The 24,930-nt window shown below is 41.5% G+C and carries 25 protein-coding genes; 10 read left to right on the top strand and 15 right to left on the bottom strand.

Going from position 1 to position 24,930, the window contains the following annotated elements; genetic code table 11:
• Nucleotides 1–82: 82 nt before the first annotated feature.
• The 7 genes from AC4JOV_RS03670 to AC4JOV_RS03640 all read left to right on the top strand — a co-directional run bounded on the left by AC4JOV_RS03670 (nucleotide 83) and on the right by AC4JOV_RS03640 (nucleotide 7,354).
• Nucleotides 83–826: a helix-turn-helix domain-containing protein gene (locus tag AC4JOV_RS03670; protein ID WP_305799968.1), complete on the top strand. Its 744-nt coding sequence runs from the start codon at nucleotides 83–85 to the stop codon at nucleotides 824–826.
• Entirely contained in the window at nucleotides 826–1,518 is a 693-nt protein-coding gene (locus AC4JOV_RS03665; RefSeq protein WP_229936499.1) for a hypothetical protein, read from the top strand. Before AC4JOV_RS03670 ends, AC4JOV_RS03665 begins: the two co-directional genes overlap by 1 nt.
• 106 nt (nucleotides 1,519–1,624) lie before the next feature.
• On the top strand, nucleotides 1,625–2,932 hold the full coding sequence (locus tag AC4JOV_RS03660; RefSeq protein WP_229936500.1) for an ammonium transporter: 1,308 nt from the start codon (nucleotides 1,625–1,627) through the stop codon (nucleotides 2,930–2,932).
• 36 nt (nucleotides 2,933–2,968) lie between these two features.
• Nucleotides 2,969–3,310: a P-II family nitrogen regulator gene (locus AC4JOV_RS03655; protein ID WP_229936501.1), complete on the top strand. Its 342-nt coding sequence runs from the start codon at nucleotides 2,969–2,971 to the stop codon at nucleotides 3,308–3,310.
• A 332-nt stretch (nucleotides 3,311–3,642) separates the two neighbouring features.
• The gene (locus AC4JOV_RS03650) at nucleotides 3,643–4,815 is read left to right on the top strand and encodes an ammonium transporter (protein ID WP_229936502.1); all 1,173 of its coding nucleotides are present in this window, start codon (nucleotides 3,643–3,645) and stop codon (nucleotides 4,813–4,815) included.
• Between the two features lie 82 nt (nucleotides 4,816–4,897).
• The gene (locus AC4JOV_RS03645) at nucleotides 4,898–5,239 is read left to right on the top strand and encodes a P-II family nitrogen regulator (RefSeq protein WP_229936503.1); all 342 of its coding nucleotides are present in this window, start codon (nucleotides 4,898–4,900) and stop codon (nucleotides 5,237–5,239) included.
• Between the two features lie 528 nt (nucleotides 5,240–5,767).
• Nucleotides 5,768–7,354, top strand: coding sequence for a sensor domain-containing diguanylate cyclase (locus tag AC4JOV_RS03640; protein ID WP_229936504.1), 1,587 nt, complete (start codon nucleotides 5,768–5,770; stop codon nucleotides 7,352–7,354).
• A gap of 55 nt (nucleotides 7,355–7,409) precedes the next feature.
• Here AC4JOV_RS03640 and AC4JOV_RS03635 read toward each other — a convergent pair whose 3' ends face one another.
• Nucleotides 7,410–7,964 carry an IMPACT family protein gene (locus tag AC4JOV_RS03635; protein WP_229936505.1) on the bottom strand — a complete coding sequence of 185 codons (555 nt, stop codon included), beginning with the start codon at nucleotides 7,962–7,964 and terminating at the stop codon, nucleotides 7,410–7,412.
• Nucleotides 7,945–8,898, bottom strand: coding sequence for a ferrochelatase (gene hemH, locus AC4JOV_RS03630; protein WP_229936506.1), 954 nt, complete (start codon nucleotides 8,896–8,898; stop codon nucleotides 7,945–7,947). The genes AC4JOV_RS03635 and hemH overlap by 20 nt, the downstream gene beginning before the upstream one ends.
• 79 nt (nucleotides 8,899–8,977) lie before the next feature.
• Here hemH and kdsB point away from each other — a divergent pair, with 79 nt between their 5' ends.
• Nucleotides 8,978–9,697, top strand: a complete 720-nt coding sequence (kdsB, locus tag AC4JOV_RS03625; RefSeq protein WP_229936507.1) for a 3-deoxy-manno-octulosonate cytidylyltransferase — start codon at nucleotides 8,978–8,980, stop codon at nucleotides 9,695–9,697.
• Between the two features lie 57 nt (nucleotides 9,698–9,754).
• On the opposite strand, the gene AC4JOV_RS03620 is transcribed toward kdsB, so the two are convergent.
• The 12 genes from AC4JOV_RS03620 to rplI form a co-directional block, all read right to left on the bottom strand.
• Nucleotides 9,755–10,999 carry a type II secretion system F family protein gene (locus AC4JOV_RS03620; RefSeq protein WP_229936508.1) on the bottom strand — a complete coding sequence of 415 codons (1,245 nt, stop codon included), beginning with the start codon at nucleotides 10,997–10,999 and terminating at the stop codon, nucleotides 9,755–9,757.
• Nucleotides 10,999–12,732, bottom strand: coding sequence for a GspE/PulE family protein (locus AC4JOV_RS03615; protein ID WP_229936509.1), 1,734 nt, complete (start codon nucleotides 12,730–12,732; stop codon nucleotides 10,999–11,001). The genes AC4JOV_RS03620 and AC4JOV_RS03615 overlap by 1 nt, the downstream gene beginning before the upstream one ends.
• Before the next feature lie 66 nt (nucleotides 12,733–12,798).
• Nucleotides 12,799–13,551, bottom strand: a complete 753-nt coding sequence (locus tag AC4JOV_RS03610; protein WP_229936510.1) for a CDC27 family protein — start codon at nucleotides 13,549–13,551, stop codon at nucleotides 12,799–12,801.
• Entirely contained in the window at nucleotides 13,544–14,356 is an 813-nt protein-coding gene (locus AC4JOV_RS03605) for an ATP-binding protein (protein WP_229936511.1), read from the bottom strand. Before AC4JOV_RS03605 ends, AC4JOV_RS03610 begins: the two co-directional genes overlap by 8 nt.
• Nucleotides 14,346–15,872, bottom strand: a complete 1,527-nt coding sequence (gene mshL / locus AC4JOV_RS03600; protein WP_229936512.1) for a pilus (MSHA type) biogenesis protein MshL — start codon at nucleotides 15,870–15,872, stop codon at nucleotides 14,346–14,348. Before mshL ends, AC4JOV_RS03605 begins: the two co-directional genes overlap by 11 nt.
• Before the next feature lie 67 nt (nucleotides 15,873–15,939).
• Entirely contained in the window at nucleotides 15,940–16,350 is a 411-nt protein-coding gene (locus AC4JOV_RS03595) for a hypothetical protein (protein ID WP_229936513.1), read from the bottom strand.
• Nucleotides 16,350–17,003, bottom strand: coding sequence for a hypothetical protein (locus tag AC4JOV_RS03590; protein ID WP_229936514.1), 654 nt, complete (start codon nucleotides 17,001–17,003; stop codon nucleotides 16,350–16,352). The genes AC4JOV_RS03595 and AC4JOV_RS03590 overlap by 1 nt, the downstream gene beginning before the upstream one ends.
• On the bottom strand, nucleotides 17,000–18,532 hold the full coding sequence (locus AC4JOV_RS03585) for a hypothetical protein (protein ID WP_229936515.1): 1,533 nt from the start codon (nucleotides 18,530–18,532) through the stop codon (nucleotides 17,000–17,002). The genes AC4JOV_RS03590 and AC4JOV_RS03585 overlap by 4 nt, the downstream gene beginning before the upstream one ends.
• 104 nt (nucleotides 18,533–18,636) lie before the next feature.
• Nucleotides 18,637–19,530 (bottom strand): GTPase Era, encoded by an 894-nt coding sequence (era, locus tag AC4JOV_RS03580; RefSeq protein WP_491522183.1) that lies wholly within the window; start codon nucleotides 19,528–19,530, stop codon nucleotides 18,637–18,639.
• A gap of 74 nt (nucleotides 19,531–19,604) precedes the next feature.
• Nucleotides 19,605–20,933 carry an ATP-dependent protease ATPase subunit HslU gene (gene hslU, locus AC4JOV_RS03575; protein ID WP_229936517.1) on the bottom strand — a complete coding sequence of 443 codons (1,329 nt, stop codon included), beginning with the start codon at nucleotides 20,931–20,933 and terminating at the stop codon, nucleotides 19,605–19,607.
• 11 nt (nucleotides 20,934–20,944) lie between these two features.
• Nucleotides 20,945–21,475, bottom strand: coding sequence for an ATP-dependent protease subunit HslV (hslV, locus tag AC4JOV_RS03570; RefSeq protein ID WP_229936518.1), 531 nt, complete (start codon nucleotides 21,473–21,475; stop codon nucleotides 20,945–20,947).
• Entirely contained in the window at nucleotides 21,476–21,919 is a 444-nt protein-coding gene (gene rplI, locus AC4JOV_RS03565; RefSeq protein ID WP_229936519.1) for a 50S ribosomal protein L9, read from the bottom strand.
• 97 nt (nucleotides 21,920–22,016) lie between these two features.
• Here rplI and AC4JOV_RS03560 point away from each other — a divergent pair, with 97 nt between their 5' ends.
• Nucleotides 22,017–23,966, top strand: coding sequence for a M3 family metallopeptidase (locus AC4JOV_RS03560; RefSeq protein WP_229936520.1), 1,950 nt, complete (start codon nucleotides 22,017–22,019; stop codon nucleotides 23,964–23,966).
• 9 nt (nucleotides 23,967–23,975) lie between these two features.
• Complete coding sequence (locus AC4JOV_RS03555; protein ID WP_229936521.1) at nucleotides 23,976–24,497, top strand: hypothetical protein; 522 nt, start codon at nucleotides 23,976–23,978, stop codon at nucleotides 24,495–24,497.
• 41 nt (nucleotides 24,498–24,538) lie between these two features.
• Here AC4JOV_RS03555 and AC4JOV_RS03550 read toward each other — a convergent pair whose 3' ends face one another.
• A complete protein-coding gene (locus AC4JOV_RS03550) occupies nucleotides 24,539–24,904 on the bottom strand; it encodes a hypothetical protein (RefSeq protein ID WP_229936522.1) in 366 nt (121 codons plus the stop codon).
• Between the last annotated feature and the right edge of the window lie 26 nt (nucleotides 24,905–24,930).

Genomic DNA, 24,930 nt, shown 5'->3' with positions numbered 1-24,930 from the left:
GATAATTCTAGCATAGATGCCCTAAATTCAGATTGTTCTGCTATGATTAATTATTAAACAATACAGAGAGATAAAAATAAACATGACCCATTTTTATACACGATCAGAACAGATACAGGGGATTATCAAAGGGTTAAATCTTACCAAAACCCTTTATGTCTCTTCTATCATCATAGGTCCGGAGTTTACCGGTAAAAAATCTTTGGCAAAATCCGTTTTCCCGACCGCACCTTTGGTATCAGGCGAAAACCAGGAAGAGATCAAAACAGCACTTGCCAACTCAGACGAGTTGATCATTACCAATTTTGAAAAGATCAAAAATCAGAGTGAACTGGATTTTACCAATAAACGTATCATTGCAACCGCGAACTATATAGGTAATGCCGCGCTCATCGATGATCTTTTTGCGTTTATCTATACAATGCCGCCGCTTAGTCAGAGAGATAAGGATGTAGCGTATCTCAAAGAGCTCTATATAGAAGATGCCAAATCCACACTCATGATAGAGACAAACAGTATCGATACGGAGCATATACCGCTCGATCTTTCACTCAATAATAAAAGTCTGAAACGTTCTGTCTATACCTACCTTATCAAACATACGATGGAATCAGAAGATATCCAGGAGATACTCTATTACTATCTTCTTAAAAAGCTTGAGGGGAACGATGACTACCGGAAATATTTGGGACTGTATGAAAAACCCTTGATCAAGGCCGGACTTGAAAAGTTTGGATCACAGTTGAAACTCTCAGAGGTATTGGGTATCAATAGAAATACCTTAAGAAAAAAAATACATGAACACAACATTGACCAGGAACTGTAATGGATATCAACTTCGAACCTTTTATAGAGTGGGATAACAGTCCTTTTATTTTGTTTAGCAATGAGGGGAAGATACTTTACCTGAACCATAGTGCCGAAATTCTTTTTGGTTCGGTCAGTACAAGGGAACTCTATGATCTGACCCTTGCCTATGCATCAGCCGGATTTGGATATAAAACGACTTCACTCTCTTTAACCTATGATGCCTTTATGTTTCATGCCATTACGGTAGGGTATGAAAACGAAGAACAGATATCCCTCAGGCTCTATCATGCACCCGCTGTACAACCGAAAGCAAAGCTTCACACCGAATCATTGATAACCACGGATATCAACATTTTGCTCGAAGCGAATATCGCGCTCTTTCAGGCAGAGAACAGTAACCCCTTATCCCTGCTCACAGACCAGGACCTGCCGCTCTTCAAAATGGATCAAAACCACTTTTCAAAACTTCTGAGAAAAGTGTTTCATTCATTTAGAAGTTCTGACTCCATCGATATCTCTCTTAAACTGTTGATTGGGCAGCATATTATGATCAATCACAAAAAAGAGTCACTTGCCGGTCTTAAGATCAGTGCAAACGGACGATATGTAGAGAGTGATGATGAGATCAAAGAACTTGCCACAGAAAACCAGATCAAAGCGATCCTCAAAGAGCACTCTATACTCCTTGAAATTCCACTTATCCAATAAAAACCTTTCTCAATCACACTACTGATTAAAAATTAATCAGTAGTGTGATATAAATTAATCTAATTGCGTGCTACACTTGTACTGTAAAAAACGTAAAGGATTAAGCATGAAACAAAAATTTTCAGCTCTGATGGCATTTTTGATGCCGATCTTCGCTTTTGCAGAAGATACGCTAGACACAGGTGATACCGCATGGATGATGGTATCTACAGCATTTGTACTTTTAATGACACCGGCAGGTCTTGCACTTTTCTATGCTGGTATGACAAGAAGTAAAAATGCACTCAATACATTCTCTATGGTGATGGGTGCATTTGTACTTGCTTTCGTAGTATGGGTGGTTGCAGGTTACTCTATCGCATTCGGTGCAAGTGAAAGCGCCATGTTACAAAACTTCTTCGGTGGATTTGGTAATGTGATGTTAAGCGGTATCAACTGGACGGACCTCAGCGGAACATACCCTACCTATGTATTTATCGCATTCCAGGGAACGTTTGCTGCGATTACTGTAGCCATTGCTTCAGGTTCTGTCATCGGGCGTATGAAGTTTTCAACATGGATGGTCATCGTAGCACTCTGGGGACTACTTGTTTATGCACCTATTACACACATGGTATGGGGTGGAGACGGAGCACTTCTTTTTGATGCCGGTGCACTTGACTTTGCCGGTGGTACAGTAGTACACATGAATGGTGGTCTGGCTGGTCTGGTACTTGCTATCCTGGTTGGTAAAAGAGCTGGATATCCAAAAGTTGCGATGAAACCATTCAGTATTATCCTTACAGCAGTAGGTGCTGCACTTCTATGGTTCGGATGGTATGGATTTAACGGTGGATCTGCATTCGGTGCAAATGCTATCGCTGGTCTTGCAGTGCTTACTACAACTGTTGCAACTGCTGCAGCTGCTGTAACATGGATGCTTATTGAATGGTTTGTCTTCAAGAAGCCTACACTTCTTGGAATTGCATCAGGTATCATCGCTGGTCTTGTTGCGATTACACCGGCTGCCGGATTTGTAAGCGTAGGTGGAGCACTCATCGTAGGTATCGTTGGATCACTTATCGCCTTCTGGGGTGTGGTATCACTTAAAAAGATGCTTGGTTATGATGATTCTCTTGATGCATTCGGTATCCACTTCCTGGCTGGTCTATGGGGTGCACTTGCGACAGGTCTGCTTGCACTGAACGATCAAGACCTTCTATGGGATGGTCCGCTTAAAGCTGCTGGTGACAGAATGGGACAATTCATGGTACAACTTGAGTCAGTAGTCGTTGTTGGACTATGGACATTGATCGGTACTGTGATTGTCTTCTTCATTGCTAAAGCGATCACCGGAGGAGCAAGAGTAGATGAAGAGACTGAAGAGATCGGTCTGGATGAAGCCGTACACGGAGAGAAAGGGTTGACCCTATAAGGGTTCATCCTTGCATTAAATTCAAAGGATATATTTATGAAAAAAATAGAAGCAATCATCAAACCATTTAAACTTGAAGATGTAAAAGATGCTTTGGTAGAAGCAGGGATTGAGGGGATGACCGTCTCTGAAGTCAAAGGTTACGGTCGTCAACAGGGGCACTCTGAACTCTACAGAGGGGCAGAGTATGTCGTAGAGTTCATTCCAAAAGTCAAGATAGAGATCGTTGTAAGCAGCGACGAATACCTTGCACTGGCACTCAACGCGATCAAAGAGAACGCGAAGACAGGTAAGATCGGTGACGGTAAGATATTTGTATCGGATATCACAAAAACCATCCGTATCAGAACAGACGAAGAGGATGAGGACGCGCTGTAGACACTAGATGTGTCTATAGTAAGGACGCAAGGGCACTTTAAGTACTAGATGTACTTAAAGTAACGATGAGAGGCACTATAAAGAGTAGATCTCTTTATATGCTGACGCAAGAACGCTCTATAGAGACTAGATGTCTCTATAGTAAGGACACAAGGGCATAGTAACCTTTATCAGAAGGCTCAAAGTGGGCCTTCTGATGAAAAAACAATCAATATTCTTCAAAAACACTTAAATCATAAACCTTCCCTGTATAAAAAAACACCACTCTCTCCATACTTATTCCATACATTATAGTTATAATTACGCTAATAATCTTCATTTAAAGGTTAACGATGGAAATGAGTTATATAATAGACACCTTTTTTGCACTCTTTGCAATGACATTGATCATCTTTATGGTTCCTGGATTTGCGATGCTTGAAGCCGGATTGGTCAGAACAAAGAACGTCACTTCGGTACTGACAGTAAATGTAATGATCTATGCAGTTGCTTCCTTATCCTTCCTTCTGATAGGATATGAGATCGCTTTCGGTTCATGGGACCACCAAAACGGAATGAGTAAATGGGCTTTTTTCCTTTTCCAGATGGCGTTTGTCGGAAAAGTCGTCAACATCATGAGTGGCGGGGTCAGCGAGCGGTCACGTATCCTCCCGTTGGGACTCTTCACCATTGCAGTGGGTGCAGTGATCTATCCTGTCATTGTAAACCTTACCTGGGGTGCAAACTTACTTGAAGGAACGGTCCTGGATATCTCCGGACTTTCCGACCTGGCCGGATCCACAGTGATCCACTCGACAGGCGGTTGGGCACTGCTTGCAGCTATCCTTATTATGGGTCCTAGACGCGGCCGTTATATCAACGGTAAAGTGAAGGTCATCCCCGCTTCTAATATCCCACTGGTTACACTCGGTGCCTTCCTGCTATGGATCGGTTGGTTCGGATTTAACGGCGGCAGTGTTGGATCTATTGCCAGCAAAGAGAATGCAGATGCGGTAGCCCTTACCATTATGAATACCAATACTGCCGGGCTTTCCGGGGCAATTGCCGGTTGGCTGTTGACATACTTCAGATATAGAAAATATGATATTACTGTCTTACTGAATGGTGCACTTGGAGGCCTTGTAGCCATTACAGCAGGGCCGGACAAGTATGATATCTTTATGCCTATCCTGATCGGTTTTATCGGGGGAGCACTGGTGGTATGGGCTGTACCGTTCTTTGATAAACTGAAGATGGATGACCCTGTGGGGGCACTTTCAGTACACCTCGTCAATGGTATCTGGGGAACTTTGGCTGTCGGTATCTTTGTAGAGGAAGTAAGCATCTTGAGTCAACTCAAAGCGATCGTAGTTGTAGGTGTTATCGTATTTCCTCTATCGTTTATAACGATCTACCTAATCAATAAGATCTTTACCCTCCGGGCTGATGATGAAGAGCAACTTGAAGGGATCGATGCAATAGAGTGCGGGATTGAAGCATATCCTGAGTTCAAACGCAGTATTTAAGATATTTACCCCAACAGATTCGGAGCTGTCTTCGTTTGACAGCTTATTTGTTTTATAATTATGCAAATAAAGGAGCGAAACGATGAAAAAAATAGAAGCAATCATTAAACCATTTAAACTTGAAGAGGTAAAAGATGCCTTGGTAGAAGCAGGAATTGAAGGGATGACTGTCTCTGAAGTCAAAGGTTACGGCCGTCAACAGGGACACTCTGAACTCTACAGAGGGGCAGAGTATGTTGTAGAATTTATCCCGAAAGTGAAGCTTGAGATTGTTGTAAGCAATGACGAGTATCTTAACCTCGCGATCAATGCGATCAAAGAGAATGCCAAAACAGGCAAGATCGGTGACGGTAAGATCTTTGTATCAGATATCACAAAAACCATCCGTATCAGAACGGACGAAGAGGATGAGGACGCGCTGTAGACACTAGATGTGTCTATAGTAAGGACGCAAGGGCACTTTAAGTACTAAATGTACTTACAATAACGATGAGGACGCATTATAAAGAGTAGATCTCTTTATATGCTGACGCAAGAACGCGCTGTAGAGATTAGATGTCTCTATAGTAAGGACGCAAGGGCGCTTTAAGTACTAGATCTCTTCACGAGAGAGGCGCAATAGCACTCTGATTTACTCTCCATTTCTTATTTTTCCTCTATGTCAAAGCCTATTTTTCTCTTTATACAGATATTGACTGAGTAAATATATGATACAAATGCCGCTACTATTTTCCTAAATAGACTCATATTAAGGCCCCTATAACTCTCTATAAATCATACTTATAAAATACAATATAGCAGATAGGATATGTTGAACCTATAAACTCACATCTATTCATCTATCTATTGAAGCGGTACTAGCTATTCTTAAATACTAGTTAGGCAAAGAGATTCTATTTGATCTGCAGTCTTATAGAAAGAGAACCTATCATGTGGGGAGGCAATCATTTTCATGAACCAAAGAACAGAACAGAGTAAAGTGGATGAAACAGATACCTTCAATGCTTCCCTAACGATGTTGCAGGCATTGCAGCAATCCCATCAAAAAGAGAGGAAGGCTGAGACACTGCAGGATGCACAGGTCAGATTCCTTTACGGCAACCTACCGCTTTCGCTTATTATCAGTGCAATGCTTGCTTTGATACTTATCATTATTCAATCCTCTGTGATTCGCTATGAACTGTTATTTGGATGGTTCACGCTGATCAGTTCAATTTTATTGAGTCGCACTGTGCTCTATATTGCCTGGAAACGTTCTGCTTCTGATGGAGAGCGGGAGGATACAAGTCAGTGGTTGTTCTGGTTTCGTGTGGGGGTTTTCCTCACCGCTATTGCATGGGGCATTGGCGGTACCATGTTGACCCCTTCAGGGGATTTAGGCCATAAAGTTTATGTTTCGTTCGTACTCGCCGGCCTGAGTGCAGGAGCTGCGGCTTCACTTGCTTTCGACCGTATCTCTTTCATAGGTTTTTTATCTGCTGTTCTGGTACCTCAAATTATATTTCTAGCCAATGAAGGTGATCGTATCTCTTTCAGTATGAGTATGATGGATGCACTATTTCTCATGTTTCTACTCTCCAATGCACATAAATTCCATCTTCAGCTGAGGGAGAATTTTGCTTTACGACAGAAGGCGATCGAAAATGAACTCCAGTTACATCAGATGCTGGAGGGAAGTCCGGTCGCTGCACGTATTACAGATGCCCTCAGCGACCGGGTAGTCTTTGCCAACAAGAGTTACAGCGCTATGATAGATGCTACACCTGAGGAGGTCATCGGCCTTATTCCCTCCAGCTATTATGCCCACCCGGAGGTATATAGAGATATCGTACATAAACTCCGTAACGGGGAACATGTGATCAACAAACTGATAGAACTTCACTCCCCTGAAAATCAAAACTGGACAACCAAATGGGTCCTGGCCTCCTATTTTCCCGTGACGTATAAAAACAGACCGGCATTCCTGAGCTGGTTATATGATATCACAGACCGTAAGCTTATGGAAGACAAAGTCGAACATATGGCCTACCACGATACATTGACCGGTTTGCCGAACCGCTCGCTGATCATCGATCATCTCAAACAGGCACTCTACAGTGCTGAGCGGGAAAACAGTATGCTGGCACTGATGTTTCTGGACCTGGACAAGTTCAAGTATGTCAATGATCGGTATGGCCACCAGACCGGTGACCTGCTCTTAAAAGCTGTTGCCAAACGTATCAGCGGATGCCTGAGGAAAAGTGATTCTGTCGCACGGATCGGCGGTGATGAATTCATTATCCTTTTACCCACTGTAAAAGCAGAAAACAATGCATTGGAGATCGCGGAGAAGATCAGACATACATTGAACCAGCCATTTGTCATCGAAGAAGAGAATCTCCATATCTCCTCAAGCATAGGATTAGCTATCTACCCTAAACATGCCACGGAGGAACAGGAACTGATCAAGCGGGCAGACATCGCAATGTACCATGCCAAATCAGAAGGAAAAAACTGTGTAAAGACCTATCAACAGGCACTGCAGGAAGAAAACAGTTAAATCAGACTGTCACGTCATAGGCGCACTCTCTCCGGAAAGTTTCAGAAATTGATCACTATAGAAAATTTAAAAATGCCTCAAGCTTTTCGGCATCACTCTCGATCTTCCAGGTCACACACGCTACACCAAACTCCCTATCGTACTGAACGATACCTAACTGCTTCAAACGATAAAGTGTTTTATCCACATCACTGTAACTGGTCTCAAAAGTATGGGTGAGCTGCTTTTTATATGGCAATAGATGTGCGATGGACAACACATCCTTGACAGCCTGAGCATAGGCCCTGGCCATCCCTCCGGTCCCAAGCTTTATCCCGCCAAAGTAACGTACGATCAGTACAGCACAGTTGATCATCTCTTCACCGCGCAGGACATTGAGGGAAGGCAATCCTGCACACCCTTTGGGTTCTCCGTCATCGCTGCTGTTCTCTACGATCTGATCGTATTCATTAAGATAACGCAGTGCATACACTACATGATTGGCTTTGGGGTTTTCCGCTTTCAACCTCTCCTGTAGCCCTTCAAATTCATCGATTGGAACAAGATAGGTAATAAACTTGGACTTGTTCACCTCGGTGAGAGATTCTCTGCTACTTTGCAGTGTCTGCATGACACTCCTCTACACTCTTGGCTATGAACTCAACAAATGCATCACTCTCATTCATACACTCTGCTACGATAAAATCCTCATACTTGATCTTCTCTGCAATTTCACGTGCCTCTATATCCAGTTCAAAAAGCGTCTCTGAGTTATCAATCGTAAATGCCAGCGGATAGATAAGGACTTTTCTGTTACGCGGGTTACGTATGGTATCTGTCAGTGCAGGCTCCAACCACTGTTGTGGCCCTACTTTTGACTGATAAGCAAGCTTGATATCCCTAAAGTGTATCCCCTCAACCTCAAGATAGGTCTTAAGTGCACTTACATTGGCCTCTACTTCTCTTTGGTAAGGATCACCTGCCTGAATGATACTCACAGGCAGACCATGTGCTGAGAGTATAAGATCATACTCCCTGCTCTCCTTTTCTCCAAGCGCCTCTTTGATCTTCTCAGCACTCGCTTTGATATAGGCAAGATCATCATAATAGTGCTCTTTGACAAATGTAATTTTAGGATGATAGTCTAACGCTTCACATGCCTTGAGTACATCTTCATAGGAGGAGAGTGTAGTCGTTGTCGAGTACTGTGGATAGAGCGGGAACAACAGTATCTCTTCTATACCCTTTTCTTTACATGCTTGAAGTGCAGGCAGTGCAAAAGGCGGGACATACCGCATTACAGGATAGATAGGCATATCCAGCTTAGGGCTTAACTTACGGATAAGTTGCATAGTCAACTCATAAAGTGGTGACTTTCCTCCCAACTCTTCATAGGTTTCTTTGGCTTCGTTCAACCTTTTTTTAATGATAATAGTGCGAACGAGAGGACGTACCAGCGGGTTGGGTATGATATTTTTATCACTAAACATATTGTATAAAAAGAGCTTCACTTCATTCAAGTTGTTAGGGCCACCCATATTAAGAAGAAATAGTGCCTGTTTCATATTACCGTCCTTGTAAATGTGGTGTATTTTAACATAGAGAGTGTAAAATTACTTTAAGACTAACAGATAAAGGTAAACTATGATCATTATTCCTGCACGCATTGGTTCGAGCCGTTTTCCCAATAAAGTTTTAGCTGATATCGGCGGTATTCCTATGGTTGTACGTACAGCAATGGCTGTACAAGATATAGATACAGTATGTATCGCTACAGACGCACAAGAGGTAATCGATATAGCAAAAGAGCATGGTATCAAAGCGATTCTGACTTCCCAGGAACATCAAAGCGGTACAGATCGTATCTATGAAGCAGCACAAAAGCTTGGACTGGATGAAAAAGAGATCATCATCAATGTACAGGGAGATGAGCCGTTCATTGAAACAGATGTCGTCAGAGCGATCTATAATCTTACAAGAAAAAACAGGGATAATAGAGAGATCATGATGAACTCATGCTATAAGTCTATCACGAATCCGGAGGCAGATGATCCAAATATCGTTAAAGTCGTAACAGATACCGATGATATTGCACTTTATTTCTCCCGTGCAAAGATCCCTTATCCCAGAGATCATCACTTTGACGACTATAAAGGTCACCTAGGCATCTATGGGTTTACCATGCACTCCCTGGAGACATTCTGCAGCCTCAAAGACTCTTCACTGGAACATATAGAAAAGCTTGAACAGCTCAGAGCACTTTATCATGGATATAAAGTGGCAATGATAGAAGTAGAGACGGAAAGTTTTGGTATAGATACACCGGAAGATTTAGAAAGGGCGATTAAGCATCACCGACTCTAAACTACCTTTTCCTTGCGAAAAGGTAGTCTCGTTTAGCGTGATTATTTCACTGCTTTTTTATTTCACTGCTTTCCCGAGATCCCACATCGGCATAAAGATACCCAAAGCCATCAAGAGTACCAGTCCCGCAATAAAGAAGAGCATAATCGGTTCCACATACGCTGCAAGGTTATCAATAAGATCCTGGAAACGCATATCGTAGTAATCCGTTACCTTATCAAGCATTGCATCAAGCTGACCACCGGCTTCTCCCGCCTTAATCATCTGTAAGAGCATGTTTTCATACAATCCGGTCAAGTCAAACGCTTCTGCCAGGTTCATCCCCCGACCGATATTGACATTTACACTTTGCAGTTGTTGCTTTATCGCTAGGTTATCCACCATTCCAACTGCTGTTTCCAACGCTTCATTCACAGGAATACCGGCTTTCACCAATTCACCGAAAACCAAGTTGTATTTATGCATTGTAGCAAGGAATATCGCTTTATTGATCAGATAAAACTTGGGATGAATCATAATCCTATCTACCTGATATTTGAAATCAGTGTTATTTTTATAGAAGAAGATTCCTGTATATATCAGTCCGAATAAGCCCATCAGTATATAGAGACCATAGTTTGAGAAAGCATATTCCAGAAAAAGTAGTACCTGTGTAGGTACAGGAAGTTCAGTGTTAAATCTTTCAAAAATATCTTTAAATTTTGGGACCACCACCATAATCAAGATAGTAAACGCAATCGCCATAGCGGCAAGTGTGATCAAAGGTGTACGGATGGCCTTTTTGAATTTTGCCGTATTGTCTCTGATATTTTCCAGAATATCGGCTAGCTTATGATAGGATTGCGAAATATTACCGGTTCTTTCACCCAGTTCCGTCATTGCTAGCGCTACATGACCAAACTCGTTTTTAAACCGTGAAATAGAGTCAGTCATACTGCTACCGGCATTAATATCATTATTCATCGTTGTATAGATCTCTTTTAATGATTTATTTTCCGTATTCTCGGCAACATCTCTTAACGTATCATTGATCGGTATCCCGGCATCCGTCATAACCGCGATCTGTCTGATCGTTGATATCTTATCATTAAGCGGAATCTTTTTCTTAAATGATTTCGTGATATTTGTCATCAAATCGCTTATCGTATCCTCAAGAGGTGCGGCAGTCTGTTCAGCCCTCATGACTACGGCAAGCGGATACTTCTGTTTTGCTGACTGGATCGCTGCCATTTTATTCATGCTTTTGATAAGCTCTTTACGCTTTTTACCTTTTTCCATGATCGTAACATTAAAATAATTCATTACAGCCTCGCTACTCTATAGATTTCATCAATGGTTGTTATGCCTTGAAGTGCTTTACTTACACCGTCCTCAAACATATTTACAAATCCTTCTTCAATTGCCTGTTTGGTCAACTCCTCTTTTGAGGCGTTCGATGCAATCATTCTTTGCATTTTATTACTCACGATCAATACTTCAGCGATCATTTCACGTCCTGCGTATCCACTCTGTCCACACTCTTTACACCCCTCTCCTTTATAAAAAACGGGGTTTTCAGGTAAATACTCTTTGAGACCTTCCACAAAATGTGCCGGCAGTGTCGCTTCTACTTTACAGTGCGTACAGATCTTACGTACCAGCCTTTGCGCCTGAATGGCGACCAAGGCACCACTTACAAGATACTCTTCAATCCCCATATCCAGTATCCTTGTCACCGCTGATATTGCATCATTTGTGTGCAGGGTCGAAAGCACAAGGTGACCGGTCAATGCTGCCTGTATGGCAATACGAAGCGTCTCCTGGTCCCTGATCTCCCCGATCATAATCTTATCGGGATCCTGTCTCAGTATGGATTTCAGGGCAGTCGCAAATGTCAATCCCACATGCGGTCTAACAAGGACTTGTTGAAGACCAGCCATCTGGTACTCAACCGGATCTTCAACGGTGATGATCTTGTCCTTAATATCCTTGATTGCATTCAAAGCACCGTAGAGTGTCGTTGTCTTACCTGATCCTGTCGGTCCGGTTACAAGTACGATTCCGTACGGTGCTTTAATCGCTTCGGAGAACCTGTCATAACAGAGTTTACTCATACCTGCATCTTCCAGTTTGATCATCGCTTTTGATTTATCCAGGATCCTCAATACAATAGATTCTCCATCAATCGTCGGAAGTGTAGAAACCCTGAAATCGTAGGGTTTATTAGAGACTGTTGCAGAAAATCTACCATCCTGTGGTTTTCTCTTTTCTGCAATATCCAAGTTGGACAAGAGCTTCATACGCGAAGAAAGCGGATTAAAAATATCTTTATCAAAAGTAAAACTCTGTCTTAACATACCATCTATACGGTCTCTGACAATACAGCTCTTTTCAAGGGCTTCGATATGAATATCACTTGCTCCGGCATAAATTGAATTTCTCAAAATAACATCGATCAACTTCAAGACCGCCGGGGACTCACCCTCTTCTGTATCACTTTCCTGTGCGAGATCCTTTCGAATATCATTGACCAACCCTTTTACGCTCTCGTTAATTTCCAGTCGTTGGAGATGGGCACGAATCTGCTTCGGATTGGTAATCGCTATCTTAATAGGTTTTTTGGGAAATAATCTTTGTATCGCATCCTGTGCGGCCATATCCAACGGATCATCAAAAACAATATGTACACTGAGGTCTGTCTCTTCTAAAGGTATGATATTATATTTTATAAGCTGTTTATAGGGAAGCTTGGAAAACAGTTTCATATCGATCTCAGATTCATCCAGGTCGACATAATCAACATTTAACGCTTTTGCAACCTGTTTAATGATAGGAACAATATCTATCCCTTCGATTTTTTCCAAATGGGACAGATTGATAGTCCCCTGCCTAATCTTTTTGGCCAGGAACTCTTCTACAGCATTCAGCTCAATCATCCCTTCATTTACAAGATTTGCAAATGAAATCTTCTTAGGCGGACGACTCTTCACAAGTGCAGATATAGCATCTTTTGTAATGAGATTTTCACCAAGCATCATCTCAATGAGTTTAACCATTCACATCCTCCTGACAGAACTTTTTAGTATAACATAATCGTGAGATAAAACCAGAAATGCACTTTCTCATTTTATCTTTTCCAATAACCTTCTGGCTTCCAATGAATTTGATTTTCCGATATAGGAGTTCAAGACTTTGATCGCATCATTTTTCTGTCCCAGTTTTGCTTTTGCATGTGCAAATAAGAGCCAACTCTCTTCTATGGAACTATCGACTTTATTCGTCTGTAGTGCCCAATACTCAGCTTTTTTGTACTCACCTCTATTAAAATAACTTTTTGCCAGAAACAGCGAATCATCCGCGTCATGCGTTTGATAAAAACGTCTCTCAACATCTTTGTAGGCAGTGACACTGGATGTCTCCAAAATATCCAGGTGCATTTTTTTACTTGAGCTTTCGTCTTGAGGGGAAGATAGATCAGCTTTCTTTACGTTATCTAAAGACTCTACCTCTTCTAAAACAGGCTCCTTCATCGCACTATCATATGGCTTTGGTTTCTCCTCTATGATGATTTGAGGAGCCTTGGAAACCTTCAGCGTTTGTTTCACTCTCTCCGGTGTTGCCGTCTGAGATTTCTCCTCTGTAACCGATTGATTGGACTCTATTGAAGCTACATGTTCGGTAGGAGCATGCGTCATTTTCTCTTTCGTTACGCTATTGAAGATATCTTTCACTTTACCATTCAAAAAATCATTAAAATAAAGCGTCAAAACCGATGCAACACACAGAATGATAAAAACAGAAAAAATATAAAATGGCCGTTTCTTCTTTTTATTGTAAGCAACCCATTCTTTCTCCAGCTTCTCTATATCATACATCTATATATCCTAGTTTTAATGCAGCCATTTCAATAATTTTTTTAGAGAGTCTGTCATACTGTACTTTTGAAGGCTCATGCGTATCATAATATTCACAAATCTCAAATATGGTGTAAAATAACTTATTACACTCTCTAAAATTTCCCCTGGTGAATGTATGTATCATTTTCATCTCTTTTTCTTTAATACTGTTTGCCACTTCAAACAAATTCTTCTTAAGAAGCTTCTTATGTACATAGGCTATCTGATCCTGCAGAGTAGCATTCTTCAACTCTATCACTTCCCAAATTCGAGACTGAAAATGCTCTTTTGCGATAAGATCCTCATCCTCTGTTTTATGTAGAGAAACAATAAACTTTACAGACCTTGTATCAGAAAGCAATCTGATTTTTTCCATCATCTCAGCACCGTACATCTGAGCCTCATCCAGTAAAATGACGATCTCTCTCTCACCTCGTAACCCTTTACAGTAATTTACCAGTGAGGAAAAATTGATATCTGTATTAGCTGGAAGTGCTTCTTTTGTAAGTGCTTTAAAGAGCTTATGAAAGAACTCCTTCTCATTAGTGGAAGGGGTCTCAAAGTAGTGTATTTCTCTCTCATTCTTCAGCTTTTCTGCTATACGATTAAGAAGAATACTTTTCCCCGTACCGGGACGGCCAAAGAGTAGAATCATCTTCAATGGCTTTTCTATACTGTGTTGTAGTTGTTTAAATGCTGATACTGAAGTACTCAAATCAATGTAGTCATCGACATCAATTGAGTCGATGAATACATTTTTGGCAATTTCATATCTACTTTTCATTCAGTTTAGTGTATCCGAGATCTTTCAATGACACATCTTTTGCCTGGTTCACCACATGCGGAGTAATGATCAATACAAGCTCTTCAACTTTATTGATTTTTTCCTCATATTTAAATGCATGTTCCAAAAGCGGAAGGTCACCCAGGAGTGGAACTTTATTGGTATTGTAACCGGTTTTTGAAGAGATCAGACCACCGAGTACGGCATGCTGTCCATTCTTCACCGTAATGACTGATGCGATCTGTCTTCTTACCAAATCCGGTGGAATCGCACGGACACCGGCATCTGATGCAACCTGCTCAACAGTATCAGATACCGATGGGTTGATTTTGAGTGTGATCATCCCATTTGAAGAGATCTCAGGTGTGATATCAAGAAGTATCCCCGCAAATACGGAATCAACGATCTCGCCTTCAGCTGCAACTGCTCCTCCACCGGAACTTGCTGTACTGCTTGATTTGATCTTATAGAAAATTTCTTGTCCTACAGAGATCAAAGCCGGCTGATTGTTCAATGTCATTACTCTTGGACTTGAAATTGACTTCACATCCCCCTGTGTACCCAGGAATTTTACTACTTCACTGACATCTGTCTGCCCCGTAAGAATCAGTGCATTTGCATTTCTTGGGGTAACACCACTTGCATATCCAAACTCAGTGATACCGTCATCGACATCATATTCAATGGAATTGATGTTTTTTTGCGCAAACAACAACTTATTGATCGTCATATCCTGAAGTGTATAAAGCTGACTCCAGTCAACCCCTGAAGTCGTACTGTCATCAAAGGTAACAGATAAGATTCTTACATCAATTAGAACTTGAGACTTGAGTTGAGTCGTCAATTCTTTCACATAATGTGCAACTCTTGAAATCTGTTTCTGCGTACCCGTCACAGTGATCATACCTGCATCTTGGTTAACAATTGGCGCTACCGGGTTATATTCCCAAACTTTTCCGTCAGGGCCAACCCATGTATCACCGTTTCTTGTATAATGTGTACTTCCATCAGAAGCACCTATCAGTATACGCTGAACCTCTTTCTCAACATTCTGCCAGAACATAAACTCATCGTTGCTCTCGATAGAGATCCCAGTTCTCGAGTCGCTTACCGCACTGCCGCCAGAACCTTGTGATCCCGAACTTACTGATGAACTGTTAGGATTGGCGATTGTAACATTTGCCGTACTTGTCCCTTTTCTTGCTCCAGAAATGTAGTGGATTCTAAATGTTTTCGTAATAAGATAAGAAATTTTAAGTTTGTTACCAACCAAAGTATAATAGAGATCATTATCCTTCAAAATTGTATTGAGAAAACCTCTCAATGTACTATTTTTCAGTTTAACATAATATAACTTTTTATTCATTCGCATCTTAGCCGCATCATCATTCACAATGACAGTTAAGCCACATGTATCAGCAAGATTTTCTATTACATCACTGATAGATAATTGACTATCTATCGTCACAGAAAACAGTTTTGAAGAACATCCCTCTTCCGCTATTGCACTATTCATACCAAACCCTATTATGAATGCTACAATTAAAAAAAGTTTGGTCCTTACTTTCTCTATTCTTCTCATCTTACTTCCTTTCTTCTATCTGGATAAAACTATTTCCACTTTCGGTAAGAAACAGTTTTTTAATATTATTTCCATTACGTAACACTACACCTCTTTTTCCAATATATTTCAGTGTATAACCCATAACTTTCTCCTCTAACCCTACCCATCCATCATTGATGTAGGCCTTACCATTGACTATGGCATGTAACGTGAGTTTAGCCTCTGACTTTTCAGGGATGACAAAGGTAGTCACTTCATCTTCATTCTCTTCCAACCTTACAAACGGTTCTTTCGTCTCTTGCAGTGTCTCGAGTTGTATACCCTCTCTTTGTTCATGTATCTGGGCAACCATCTTTTCAATTTGCTGTACTGAAAGGTCAGCAAAAGCAGCTAAGCTTAATACGGTAAAACCTATTGCTATCTTTTTCATTAGTGATTAATCCCCCATACAGAAATATTGATATCTGCCATAATATCAGATGAGTTATTATCTAAAGAGAATTGCGTAGCGTAAATATCAGTAACAAGTTTATTTTGTTCAATTTCATTCATAAACTTGACAATACTTTTATAATCACCTTTACACCCTACACCAATCTCCAGTACATATCCAAAACTACCCTTGTTATCAACATATTTATTGGTAATGTATTCAACCTCAACATTTTGCACTTCAGCCCGATCCGTAATTGAATTCAGGAATCTGGACCAGCTTCTTTGGTTGAATAGCATATCCGAGAGTTTATCAAGGCTGTTATTGATAAACTTAATATTGGAACTGATCTTCACGATCTCCAGGTTTTTCTGTTTAATATCCCTATCATATTTCTTTACATAGTAATCACGATCACCATTCACTGTAATTGAATCTAGATACGTATTATTATTTTTTAGCGTTTTCTCAATGCTCTTTTTTGCTGTTTCGCTTTTTTTATACATCGACTCTGTTGCAGGAAGTAAAAAAGCATATGCCAAATAAGCAATAATACCCGCTACCCCCAGAATAACCATCCATTTTTCACTCTCTTTCTTGGGAGCGAAATACTCATCCAATGCTTCTAATTTATCTTCTATATATTTCATTTCAAATCCACCTTCAGCATACCTTTGTAGTAGTTACTCTCCGGGTCTTTTTCAATCAATTCGATATCTATCTGATCTATTTCCTGAAAATGGTTATCAGAGATATACTTAATCAACTCTGTTAATTTTCTATCCTCTGAACTTACCAGTGATAACCATACGGTATCATTGTCACTTCTCATATGCTCTACATGTACACCGTATTTGTATAGCTCTTCAGCCATTGTGTGAAAAATACCTGATTTCAAACGGTAATTCACCTTCTTGTCATAAATAGAAGTGAGGGTTTTAGTTTTGGCCTGGTAGGTTGCTGACAGTTTGGCAATCTTATCATCCAGCTCAGTAATCACAGCTTTCTTTTCTGCCAGAACTTTTTTATACTTCTGTGCTTCCTTCGACACTTTGTCATTCTGAAGGTTTAGTGCATAGATACTTGCATCATTGATATAAGAACCTATCAGATAGGTCAAAGGCCAAGCGAGACCAACTGTAATGGCTGCAAATGTACTGATAATAAATTGTCCACTTGCCCTGTTGACAAATGATGGCGGACGAGGGTATCTTGTCAGGTTGACAATCGATGATTCATCTTCCAAGTAATCAAACGTATTTAAAAGCATGAGGTACTGAAGCTGATCAGTGTACCACTCTTCACACTCTATTTGATAGTTAAAGTTGAACTCTGCAGATTGGAGTCCAAGATAGTTCTGACTATAGTCATCTAGTCCTATAATCGGTCCGCTGGCGGTACCTATGAACATCTGGTCTATACGTTCCAGCTCAAATGCTCTCTTCGCATAGATGATAATATCATTGATAGTGATAAAGACCTCACCGAAGATCTTCATCAGATTTTCCTGATATCCTTCCCTGGTCGTTTTCAGCCCTTCCTGCTCCAAAACATTATAGAACTCTTTCTCTTCGATCTGTTCACCGATCAATTCACAATATTTATTGTAAATCACCTCAAGAGAGAAATCTATAGATTTTGAATAGAGAAACTCACCGTTATGGTAGAGTGTCACAAAGGCATCAAACTTGGTAAAGTAGACAAAACATTGAGTACCGTTATCATCCAATATCTCTTTTTTATAAAGCGCTTTATAGAGTAACGGTGCAGGGGTAAGAAGATCAATATATTTGGTCTCTTCTTTAATAGGGAGAAAATTGTTATCTAATGTCTCAGGTTCCACTGCAAAGATATGAAACTCTCTCTCTTCACCGGACTCCGGGGTCTCAGTATATGAGATAAGATAATCTTTAGCCTGATCAAGCCCCAACTCTTCATATGCTTTGATGTCAATGATATCCGGGATATCCTCCTCCGGGATACTACGACTGATATAAACAGTTGTTGTAATCAAATCTTTGTTACTGATATAAGAGGTAATAAAGTTTGAAGTATTATAGGCAAGTTTTTTCAATGGTTGGAAAGTATTATCTTTAAACTGATAATACTTCCCGCCATAAGCATTTAAAGTAACAATATTTTTTATGGTCGACTGCGACGAACTTTTTTTCAAAAACATTTTAAACTTCCTTGTATGTTAAACAATTATATATGTCTTAATATTAAACTTGTCTTATAAAGCCTTGGAAGTTTCCTAAAAATTGTATATTTTTTAATACAAGCTTAAAATACATAACCGAACGATTCTAGGTCGTCTCTGTTTTTGCTCCATCCTTTTTTCACGGCTACATGGAGATCCAGATAGATTTTCTTCTGTGCGAACTCTTCAAGGTGCTCTCTAGCTAACTTTCCTACACGCTTGATCCCCTCTCCTCTTTTGCCGACAATCATCCCTTTTTGGGTATCCTTTTCGACAATGATCGTTGCGTAGACCCGGTCTATATTGTCAGCTTCATCTATCTTGTCGATGATTACATCGCTCTCATAGGGGATTTCATCGCTCAGGTTTTCAAAAATTGATTCTCTTATCAACTCTTTGTAGATATCACGTATATTGTCTGTCGTAAGCAGTTCCGGATCGTAGAGGTATGGGGACTCCGGCAGATACTTTACGATCTCATCAAGCAGTTGGTCTCTTCCTACTTTTTTATTGACAGAAAAAGGGATAATGGCTTCAAATCTATCCTGATACTTCTGGTACTCTCCGAGTTTTTTCAGGATATCCCCCTGTTTGGCATGATCTATCTTCGTAAGTACGACAATATGTTTGATACCTTTGGACTCACTCATCTTCAGGAACTTCTCATACTCATCCAGTCTGTCCGTCACAGGTGCAAGAAAAACAATGAGATCAGCATCTCCCATGGCCTTCAGGGCTTCATCAAGCATGAACTCATTAAGCAGTTTCTCTTTTTTATGGATACCCGGAGTATCCACGAAAATGATCTGTGCACCTTTATGCATCTCTATAATGTTCATACGCTTGCGTGTCGCCTGGGCTTTTTTGGAGACCATTGCAAGTTTCTCTCCCACAATGTGATTCAATAATGTACTCTTTCCCGCATTGGGACGCCCTACTACCGCTACGAAACCCGCTTTTGTCTTTTCTTTAGACATCATTTTTATCCTTAAGGTGACTTCTCACTTCTCTCTGTCCGGTCAAATAAACTGTACGCACTTGACACTCTCTTTTATAGTATGTAACGTGTAGCATCTTCATCCTCTACGACGCTGCCGATCTTCTCTTCGATCAAAGTTTTCCCGATCGATACTTCCTCTCCTGCATACTCGTCTGCACTGAAGCTGATCTCTTCAAGTACCTTCTCCAATACGGTATGTAGACGTCGTGCACCGATATCTTCTGTTTTCTCATTGGCAGTCAATGAGTAGTGTGCGATCGCTCTCAGTGCCTCTTCTTCAAATTTCAAAGAGACGCCTTCTACATCCATTAATGCCTGATATTGCTTGATCAATGAATGTTTCGGTTCTGTCAGGATACGATAGAGCGTCTCTTCATCCAGACTGTTCAGTTCGACTCTCAATGGAAATCTCCCCTGCAGTTCAGGGATCAGATCACTCGGTTTACTCAGGTGGAAAGCACCCGCAGCGATAAAGAGTATATGGTCCGTCTTGACCATCCCCAGTTTCGTCTGTACAGTAGACCCTTCAACGATAGGCAGGAGATCTCTCTGTACCCCCTCCTTGCTTGGATCTTGTCTGCTCTGTGCCGAAGCAGAGACGGCAATTTTGTCTATTTCGTCCAGAAAGATGATACCGCCTTTCTCCACCTTCTCAAGAGCCAGCGTTTTTAACTGTTCTTCGTCCAGCAGCTCCTGGCTCGCTTCAGACTCAAGGATCTTCTTCGCATCTTTCACCGGAAGTTCTTTTTCACTCCCTTTCTTTCCGTATGCACCAAGCACTTTGACGATAGACTCTTGTACCTGGATCATTTGAGGAGGGAGACCGTCATCCGAGAGTGTCGGATGGTCCGGGACCTCTACTTTTACCAGCAGATCATCCAGTTCACCTTTTTCAAACTTCTCCTGCATCTTGGCAAACGCTTTCTCATAATCCGCTTTTTTCTCTTCACTGGCACCGGAAGGAAGAGGTGGAAGAAGCTTTTCGATGATCTTGTTCTCTACATAATTGGCAATCTTCTCTTGATTCTTCTCATTCTCTTCTTCTCTTACCAAAGCGAGGGATGTCGTGGCAAGGTCACGTACCATTGACTCTACATCACGTCCCACAAACCCCACTTCCGTATATTTACTCGCTTCCACTTTGATAAAAGGCAGGTTCATCATTTTTGCCATACGTCTAGCAATCTCCGTCTTCCCTACCCCGGTACTTCCTATCATCAAAATGTTTTTCGGCACAACATCATGCTGCATCTCTTCATCCAGCTGCATGCGTCTATAACGGTTTCTGAGTGCAACTGCTATGGTTTTTTTCGCATCTTTTTGACCGATTACATACTTATCCAGATACGCTACGATCTCTTTAGGTGTCAACTTATCCACTAATCTCTTCCTTATAGTTCTAAGATTTTAATATTGGTATTGGTGTAGATACAGAGTTCCCCCGCAATCTGCAGAGACTCTTCTACCAGTGTTCTTGGATCAAGTTCGGCATGCTTATCCAACGCTCTGGCTGCGGAGATCGCATAGTTTCCGCCCGAACCGATCGCTGCGATCTTTCCATCCTGCGGTTCTACCACATCCCCTGTTCCGGAGAGGATAAAGATATGCTCTTTGTTGAGTACGATCATCATCGCTTCAAGCTGACGCAGGTGTTTATCCTTACGCCACATCTTTGAAAACCCTATCACGGACTTGAAGAGATCGCCTTTGTACTCAGAGAGCTTGGCTTCGAACATATCAAAAAGATTAAATGCATCTGCCGTGCTTCCTGCAAATCCTGCCAATATACTTCCGTTGTAAAGCGTACGTATCTTGGTCGCATTCCCTTTGAGTACCGTATCTCCGAATGTCACCTGGCCATCACCGCCGATCACCGCTTTGCCATCGCCTTTATAGCCCAGTATCGTAGTTGCTTCAAACATCTATACCCCTACTATCTCTACTTTGAGTGCAGCGTGGATACCGTGACCAAGCTTTGTATCGACAGTGTGAATACCAGCAGACTTGATCGCTTTTTTCAAGTTGATATTTTTCTTATCAAGTTCGATATTCATCTGCTCCAACACCGCTTTTGCGATATCACCATTTCCCACAGATCCTTTGATCCCTACAGGTGCAGCCTCTTTTTCGATCTTGATCGTAGCAGCCTCCAGTGTGATCTTCTCTGCTTCAAGTCTAGCGATTTCATCAGCCAGTTCCTGAGCCATACGTGCCTGCTCAGCCTTCCACTCCTCAACCACTTCCGGAGTTGCAAGCTTTGCCAAACCTTTCCCGATCAGAAAATTCTGACCATATCCGTCTTTTACCTCTTTGATCTCACCGGCGCTCCCGAGTGATTTTACCTCTTTTATCAATAATACTTTCATTTTATAAATTCCTGTTAAGTCTTAAAATTGCATATATTTTATCAAAGTTTTACTAACACATAGTAAAATGCCATAAAAGCCAATTGCAGGATAGCCTATGTTTCAAGAATTCAAACTCAATCATTTAGAACAATTTCCAAAAGATCTGGAAGCACTTTTAAATAGACAACGACAAGAGATCAAATCTATCACTGATTCTGATGCAGTGAACTACAATGAGGTACTTAAACCCTTGCAGGATCTTGACGAAGAACTCGGCCTTTTCTTTACCCCCCTCTCACACCTCAACAGTGTTATGAACTCCGAAGAGACACAGAAAGCCTATGAAGCCTCTCTCCCTCTGCTTTCAAAGTTCAGTTCCGAAATGGCACAAAATGAAGCCCTGTTTAGAAAGATAGAAGCGATCAAAGCGGATTCAAAAGAGGCGAAAAAAGTGCTGGAACATGAAGTGAGAGGCTTTGTACTCTCAGGGGTCAATCTTCCCGAAGAGAAGAAAAAACGCATGGAAGAGATCAGTCTCAAGCTCTCTGAACTCTCCAACCAGTTTTCACAAAATCTTCTTGATGCGACCAATGCCTATGAACTTATCATCGAAGATGAAAAGGATGTTATGGGCATGCCTCAGTCTGATATCGATGCAGCCAGAGAGGAGATCGATGGAAAGAGTCTCTATAAATTTACACTTCAATTTCCCAGTTATCTTGCCTACATGACGTACGGACCGAACAGAGAATACAGAAAAGAGCTCTCTAAAGCCTATGCGACAAGAGCACCTGAGAATGCAGAAGTGATCGATCAGATACTGGCCCTCAAATATGAAAAATCACAACTCCTGGGCTTTAGCTCTTACGCTGAGTATGCACTGGAGACACGCGATGCAAGTCACGAAGATGATGTCATCACATTCTTAAATGATTTGGCAGATGCTGCCTTGCCTCAAGCCAAAAAAGAACTTGAAGAACTACGTGACTATGCGAAACGTGTAGACGGTATCGAAGATCTTGCAGGATATGATGTAGGCTACTATTCGGAAAAACTGAAAAAAGAGAAGTTTGACTTTGATGATACGATGACCAAACCCTACTTCAAACAGGAGAAAGTTTTAGAGGGGCTCTTGTACATCGTTTCGGAACTTTTCGGTGTCACCTTTAAACCTGCAGAGGTACCGACCTGGCACACCTGTGTAAAACCTTTTGACATCTTCGAAGAGGGCAAACTCTCCGGACGTATCTACTTTGACCTTGAAGCGCGTAAAGAGAAACGCGGAGGGGCATGGATGCATGACTGGGAGACACATTATGTTGACAGCAAAGGAGAGCTACACCTTCCATCGGCTTTCATCGTATGTAACTTTTCGCCAACAACAGATAAGGCACCCTCACTGCTGAGACATGATGATGTGGTAACGCTCTTTCATGAGATGGGACATGCTATCCACCACCTGTTTGGCAAATGTAAAGAGCGTTCGGTCTCAGGGATCAACGGTGTGGCATGGGATGTAGTGGAGTTCCCTTCACAGTTTTTGGAGAACTTCGCTTATGAAGCGGCTATCCTCAAACGTTTCGGTTTCCATTATGAAACGGATGAGCCTATCTCAGATGAACTGATGGCAAAAATCAAAGAGACAAAAAACTTCCAGGCAGCCCTCGGTATCCTGCGTCAGGTGGAGTTTTCTCTCTTTGACTTTGTACTGCACCAGGACCTCTACCAGGGTGAGGAAGTACAGAGCTTACTCGATGGCATCAGAGAAAAAACCTCTCTGCTCAAACCGCCGAGTTATAACAAATTTCAACATGGGTTTTCACATATCTTTGCAGGAGGGTATGCGGCGGGCTACTACAGTTATAAATGGGCTGAAGTACTCAGTGCCGATGCTTTTTTCTCCTGTCTGGATAATGAATCAGGATTTGACAAGGAACGTGCAAAAGGGTATAAAGAGTATATACTCGCAAGCGGCGGGGCAGTTGAGATGTCTGAACTCTATGAAGAGTGGCTTGGACGAAAAGCAGATGTCAAAAGTCTGATAAAACTCTATGAGATCATCTAAGGAGTAGTTATGAAAGCGTATGGTTCTCTTTTTCTCAGCATTATCGCTATCTTTCTTTTACTCGCTGCGGGAGCTTACTTCAGTAACACCTTTGAAGAGCAGAGAACCTTTCTTGAACTCTTTTTTCTTGCAGGGGCACTCCTCTTTGTCTTTTCAATACTTGTGATCTTCTCTGCCATCGGATTCAAATCGTTTGCACTCTTTTTGACACTCTTTGCAACGATCGTATTCGTCGTATTCGGTATCGAAGGTACACTGCTGGTGGTCGGGATGACCTACTTTTTCTGGGGATCGATCTTTGCGATGGAGGTACTGCTTTTTTACAATGGCGTGGTCAGTGCCCAAAAATGGTTTGAAGAGCGATATACCTTCAAGAGCTTTAAAAATGAATACTACGCTTTCTATCCGATGATGTTGATGCTTTATCTCTTACTGGAATGGGTACCCCACTTCTTCTACAGAGAAAGGTTGCTCAAGTTCTCACCCTCCAGGGTCCTGGAGGTCATGAAGGATATTTTAAAACCCGCATAGAACCGAAACGGCAGGTCACTTTACGACCCGCCCTCTCCTTCTTAATAACTCAGACATTTACCACGATACCCCCACTTGACGATGATGCCTCTCTTATCTGTTTCCAAAAAGAGTTTACAGGTGGAAGTCACCGTCTGGTAGTGATACCCTACCGTGCTGTAGCCGTAATACCCATACCCCATCACAGGACCTACCGGTACACTATCTACCCTTGAACGTTCATAGACATAGACTTTGTTCTTATTGGGAAGGCTGAATGTTGAGTCGGGATAACCGATCTTCGCAATCAAAGCTGTGATATCTTTCCCTACCCATCCGTCATACCTCTTCACAAAGTTCTCATGCGTAGCACAACCGCTTAAGATCATCATTAACCCGATTACTATCGGCGCAAAAAGCTTTTTCATGGAGATACTCCTTTGTTGTATTTTTT

This window comes from Sulfurovum sp. MH2-6 (genome assembly GCF_058374785.1).
This window is presented reverse-complemented; position numbering and strand designations above follow the sequence as displayed.

Excerpts from the sequence above, each read along its gene's own strand:
- AC4JOV_RS03670 (WP_305799968.1), top strand. The coding sequence starts at position 83 with ATGACCCATTTTTATACACGATCAGAACAGATACAGGGGATTATCAAA.
- AC4JOV_RS03665 (WP_229936499.1), top strand. The coding sequence starts at position 826 with ATGGATATCAACTTCGAACCTTTTATAGAGTGGGATAACAGTCCTTTT.
- AC4JOV_RS03660 (WP_229936500.1), top strand. The coding sequence starts at position 1,625 with ATGAAACAAAAATTTTCAGCTCTGATGGCATTTTTGATGCCGATCTTC.
- AC4JOV_RS03655 (WP_229936501.1), top strand. The coding sequence starts at position 2,969 with ATGAAAAAAATAGAAGCAATCATCAAACCATTTAAACTTGAAGATGTA.
- AC4JOV_RS03650 (WP_229936502.1), top strand. The coding sequence starts at position 3,643 with ATGGAAATGAGTTATATAATAGACACCTTTTTTGCACTCTTTGCAATG.
- AC4JOV_RS03645 (WP_229936503.1), top strand. The coding sequence starts at position 4,898 with ATGAAAAAAATAGAAGCAATCATTAAACCATTTAAACTTGAAGAGGTA.
- AC4JOV_RS03640 (WP_229936504.1), top strand. The coding sequence starts at position 5,768 with ATGAACCAAAGAACAGAACAGAGTAAAGTGGATGAAACAGATACCTTC.
- AC4JOV_RS03635 (WP_229936505.1), bottom strand. The coding sequence starts at position 7,964 with ATGCAGACACTGCAAAGTAGCAGAGAATCTCTCACCGAGGTGAACAAG.
- hemH (WP_229936506.1), bottom strand. The coding sequence starts at position 8,898 with ATGAAACAGGCACTATTTCTTCTTAATATGGGTGGCCCTAACAACTTG.
- kdsB (WP_229936507.1), top strand. The coding sequence starts at position 8,978 with ATGATCATTATTCCTGCACGCATTGGTTCGAGCCGTTTTCCCAATAAA.
- AC4JOV_RS03620 (WP_229936508.1), bottom strand. The coding sequence starts at position 10,999 with ATGAATTATTTTAATGTTACGATCATGGAAAAAGGTAAAAAGCGTAAA.
- AC4JOV_RS03615 (WP_229936509.1), bottom strand. The coding sequence starts at position 12,732 with ATGGTTAAACTCATTGAGATGATGCTTGGTGAAAATCTCATTACAAAA.
- AC4JOV_RS03610 (WP_229936510.1), bottom strand. The coding sequence starts at position 13,551 with ATGTATGATATAGAGAAGCTGGAGAAAGAATGGGTTGCTTACAATAAA.
- AC4JOV_RS03605 (WP_229936511.1), bottom strand. The coding sequence starts at position 14,356 with ATGAAAAGTAGATATGAAATTGCCAAAAATGTATTCATCGACTCAATT.
- mshL (WP_229936512.1), bottom strand. The coding sequence starts at position 15,872 with ATGAATAGTGCAATAGCGGAAGAGGGATGTTCTTCAAAACTGTTTTCT.
- AC4JOV_RS03595 (WP_229936513.1), bottom strand. The coding sequence starts at position 16,350 with ATGAAAAAGATAGCAATAGGTTTTACCGTATTAAGCTTAGCTGCTTTT.
- AC4JOV_RS03590 (WP_229936514.1), bottom strand. The coding sequence starts at position 17,003 with ATGAAATATATAGAAGATAAATTAGAAGCATTGGATGAGTATTTCGCT.
- AC4JOV_RS03585 (WP_229936515.1), bottom strand. The coding sequence starts at position 18,532 with ATGTTTTTGAAAAAAAGTTCGTCGCAGTCGACCATAAAAAATATTGTT.
- era (WP_491522183.1), bottom strand. The coding sequence starts at position 19,530 with ATGTCTAAAGAAAAGACAAAAGCGGGTTTCGTAGCGGTAGTAGGGCGT.
- hslV (WP_229936518.1), bottom strand. The coding sequence starts at position 21,475 with ATGTTTGAAGCAACTACGATACTGGGCTATAAAGGCGATGGCAAAGCG.
- rplI (WP_229936519.1), bottom strand. The coding sequence starts at position 21,919 with ATGAAAGTATTATTGATAAAAGAGGTAAAATCACTCGGGAGCGCCGGT.
- AC4JOV_RS03560 (WP_229936520.1), top strand. The coding sequence starts at position 22,017 with ATGTTTCAAGAATTCAAACTCAATCATTTAGAACAATTTCCAAAAGAT.
- AC4JOV_RS03555 (WP_229936521.1), top strand. The coding sequence starts at position 23,976 with ATGAAAGCGTATGGTTCTCTTTTTCTCAGCATTATCGCTATCTTTCTT.
- AC4JOV_RS03550 (WP_229936522.1), bottom strand. The coding sequence starts at position 24,904 with ATGAAAAAGCTTTTTGCGCCGATAGTAATCGGGTTAATGATGATCTTA.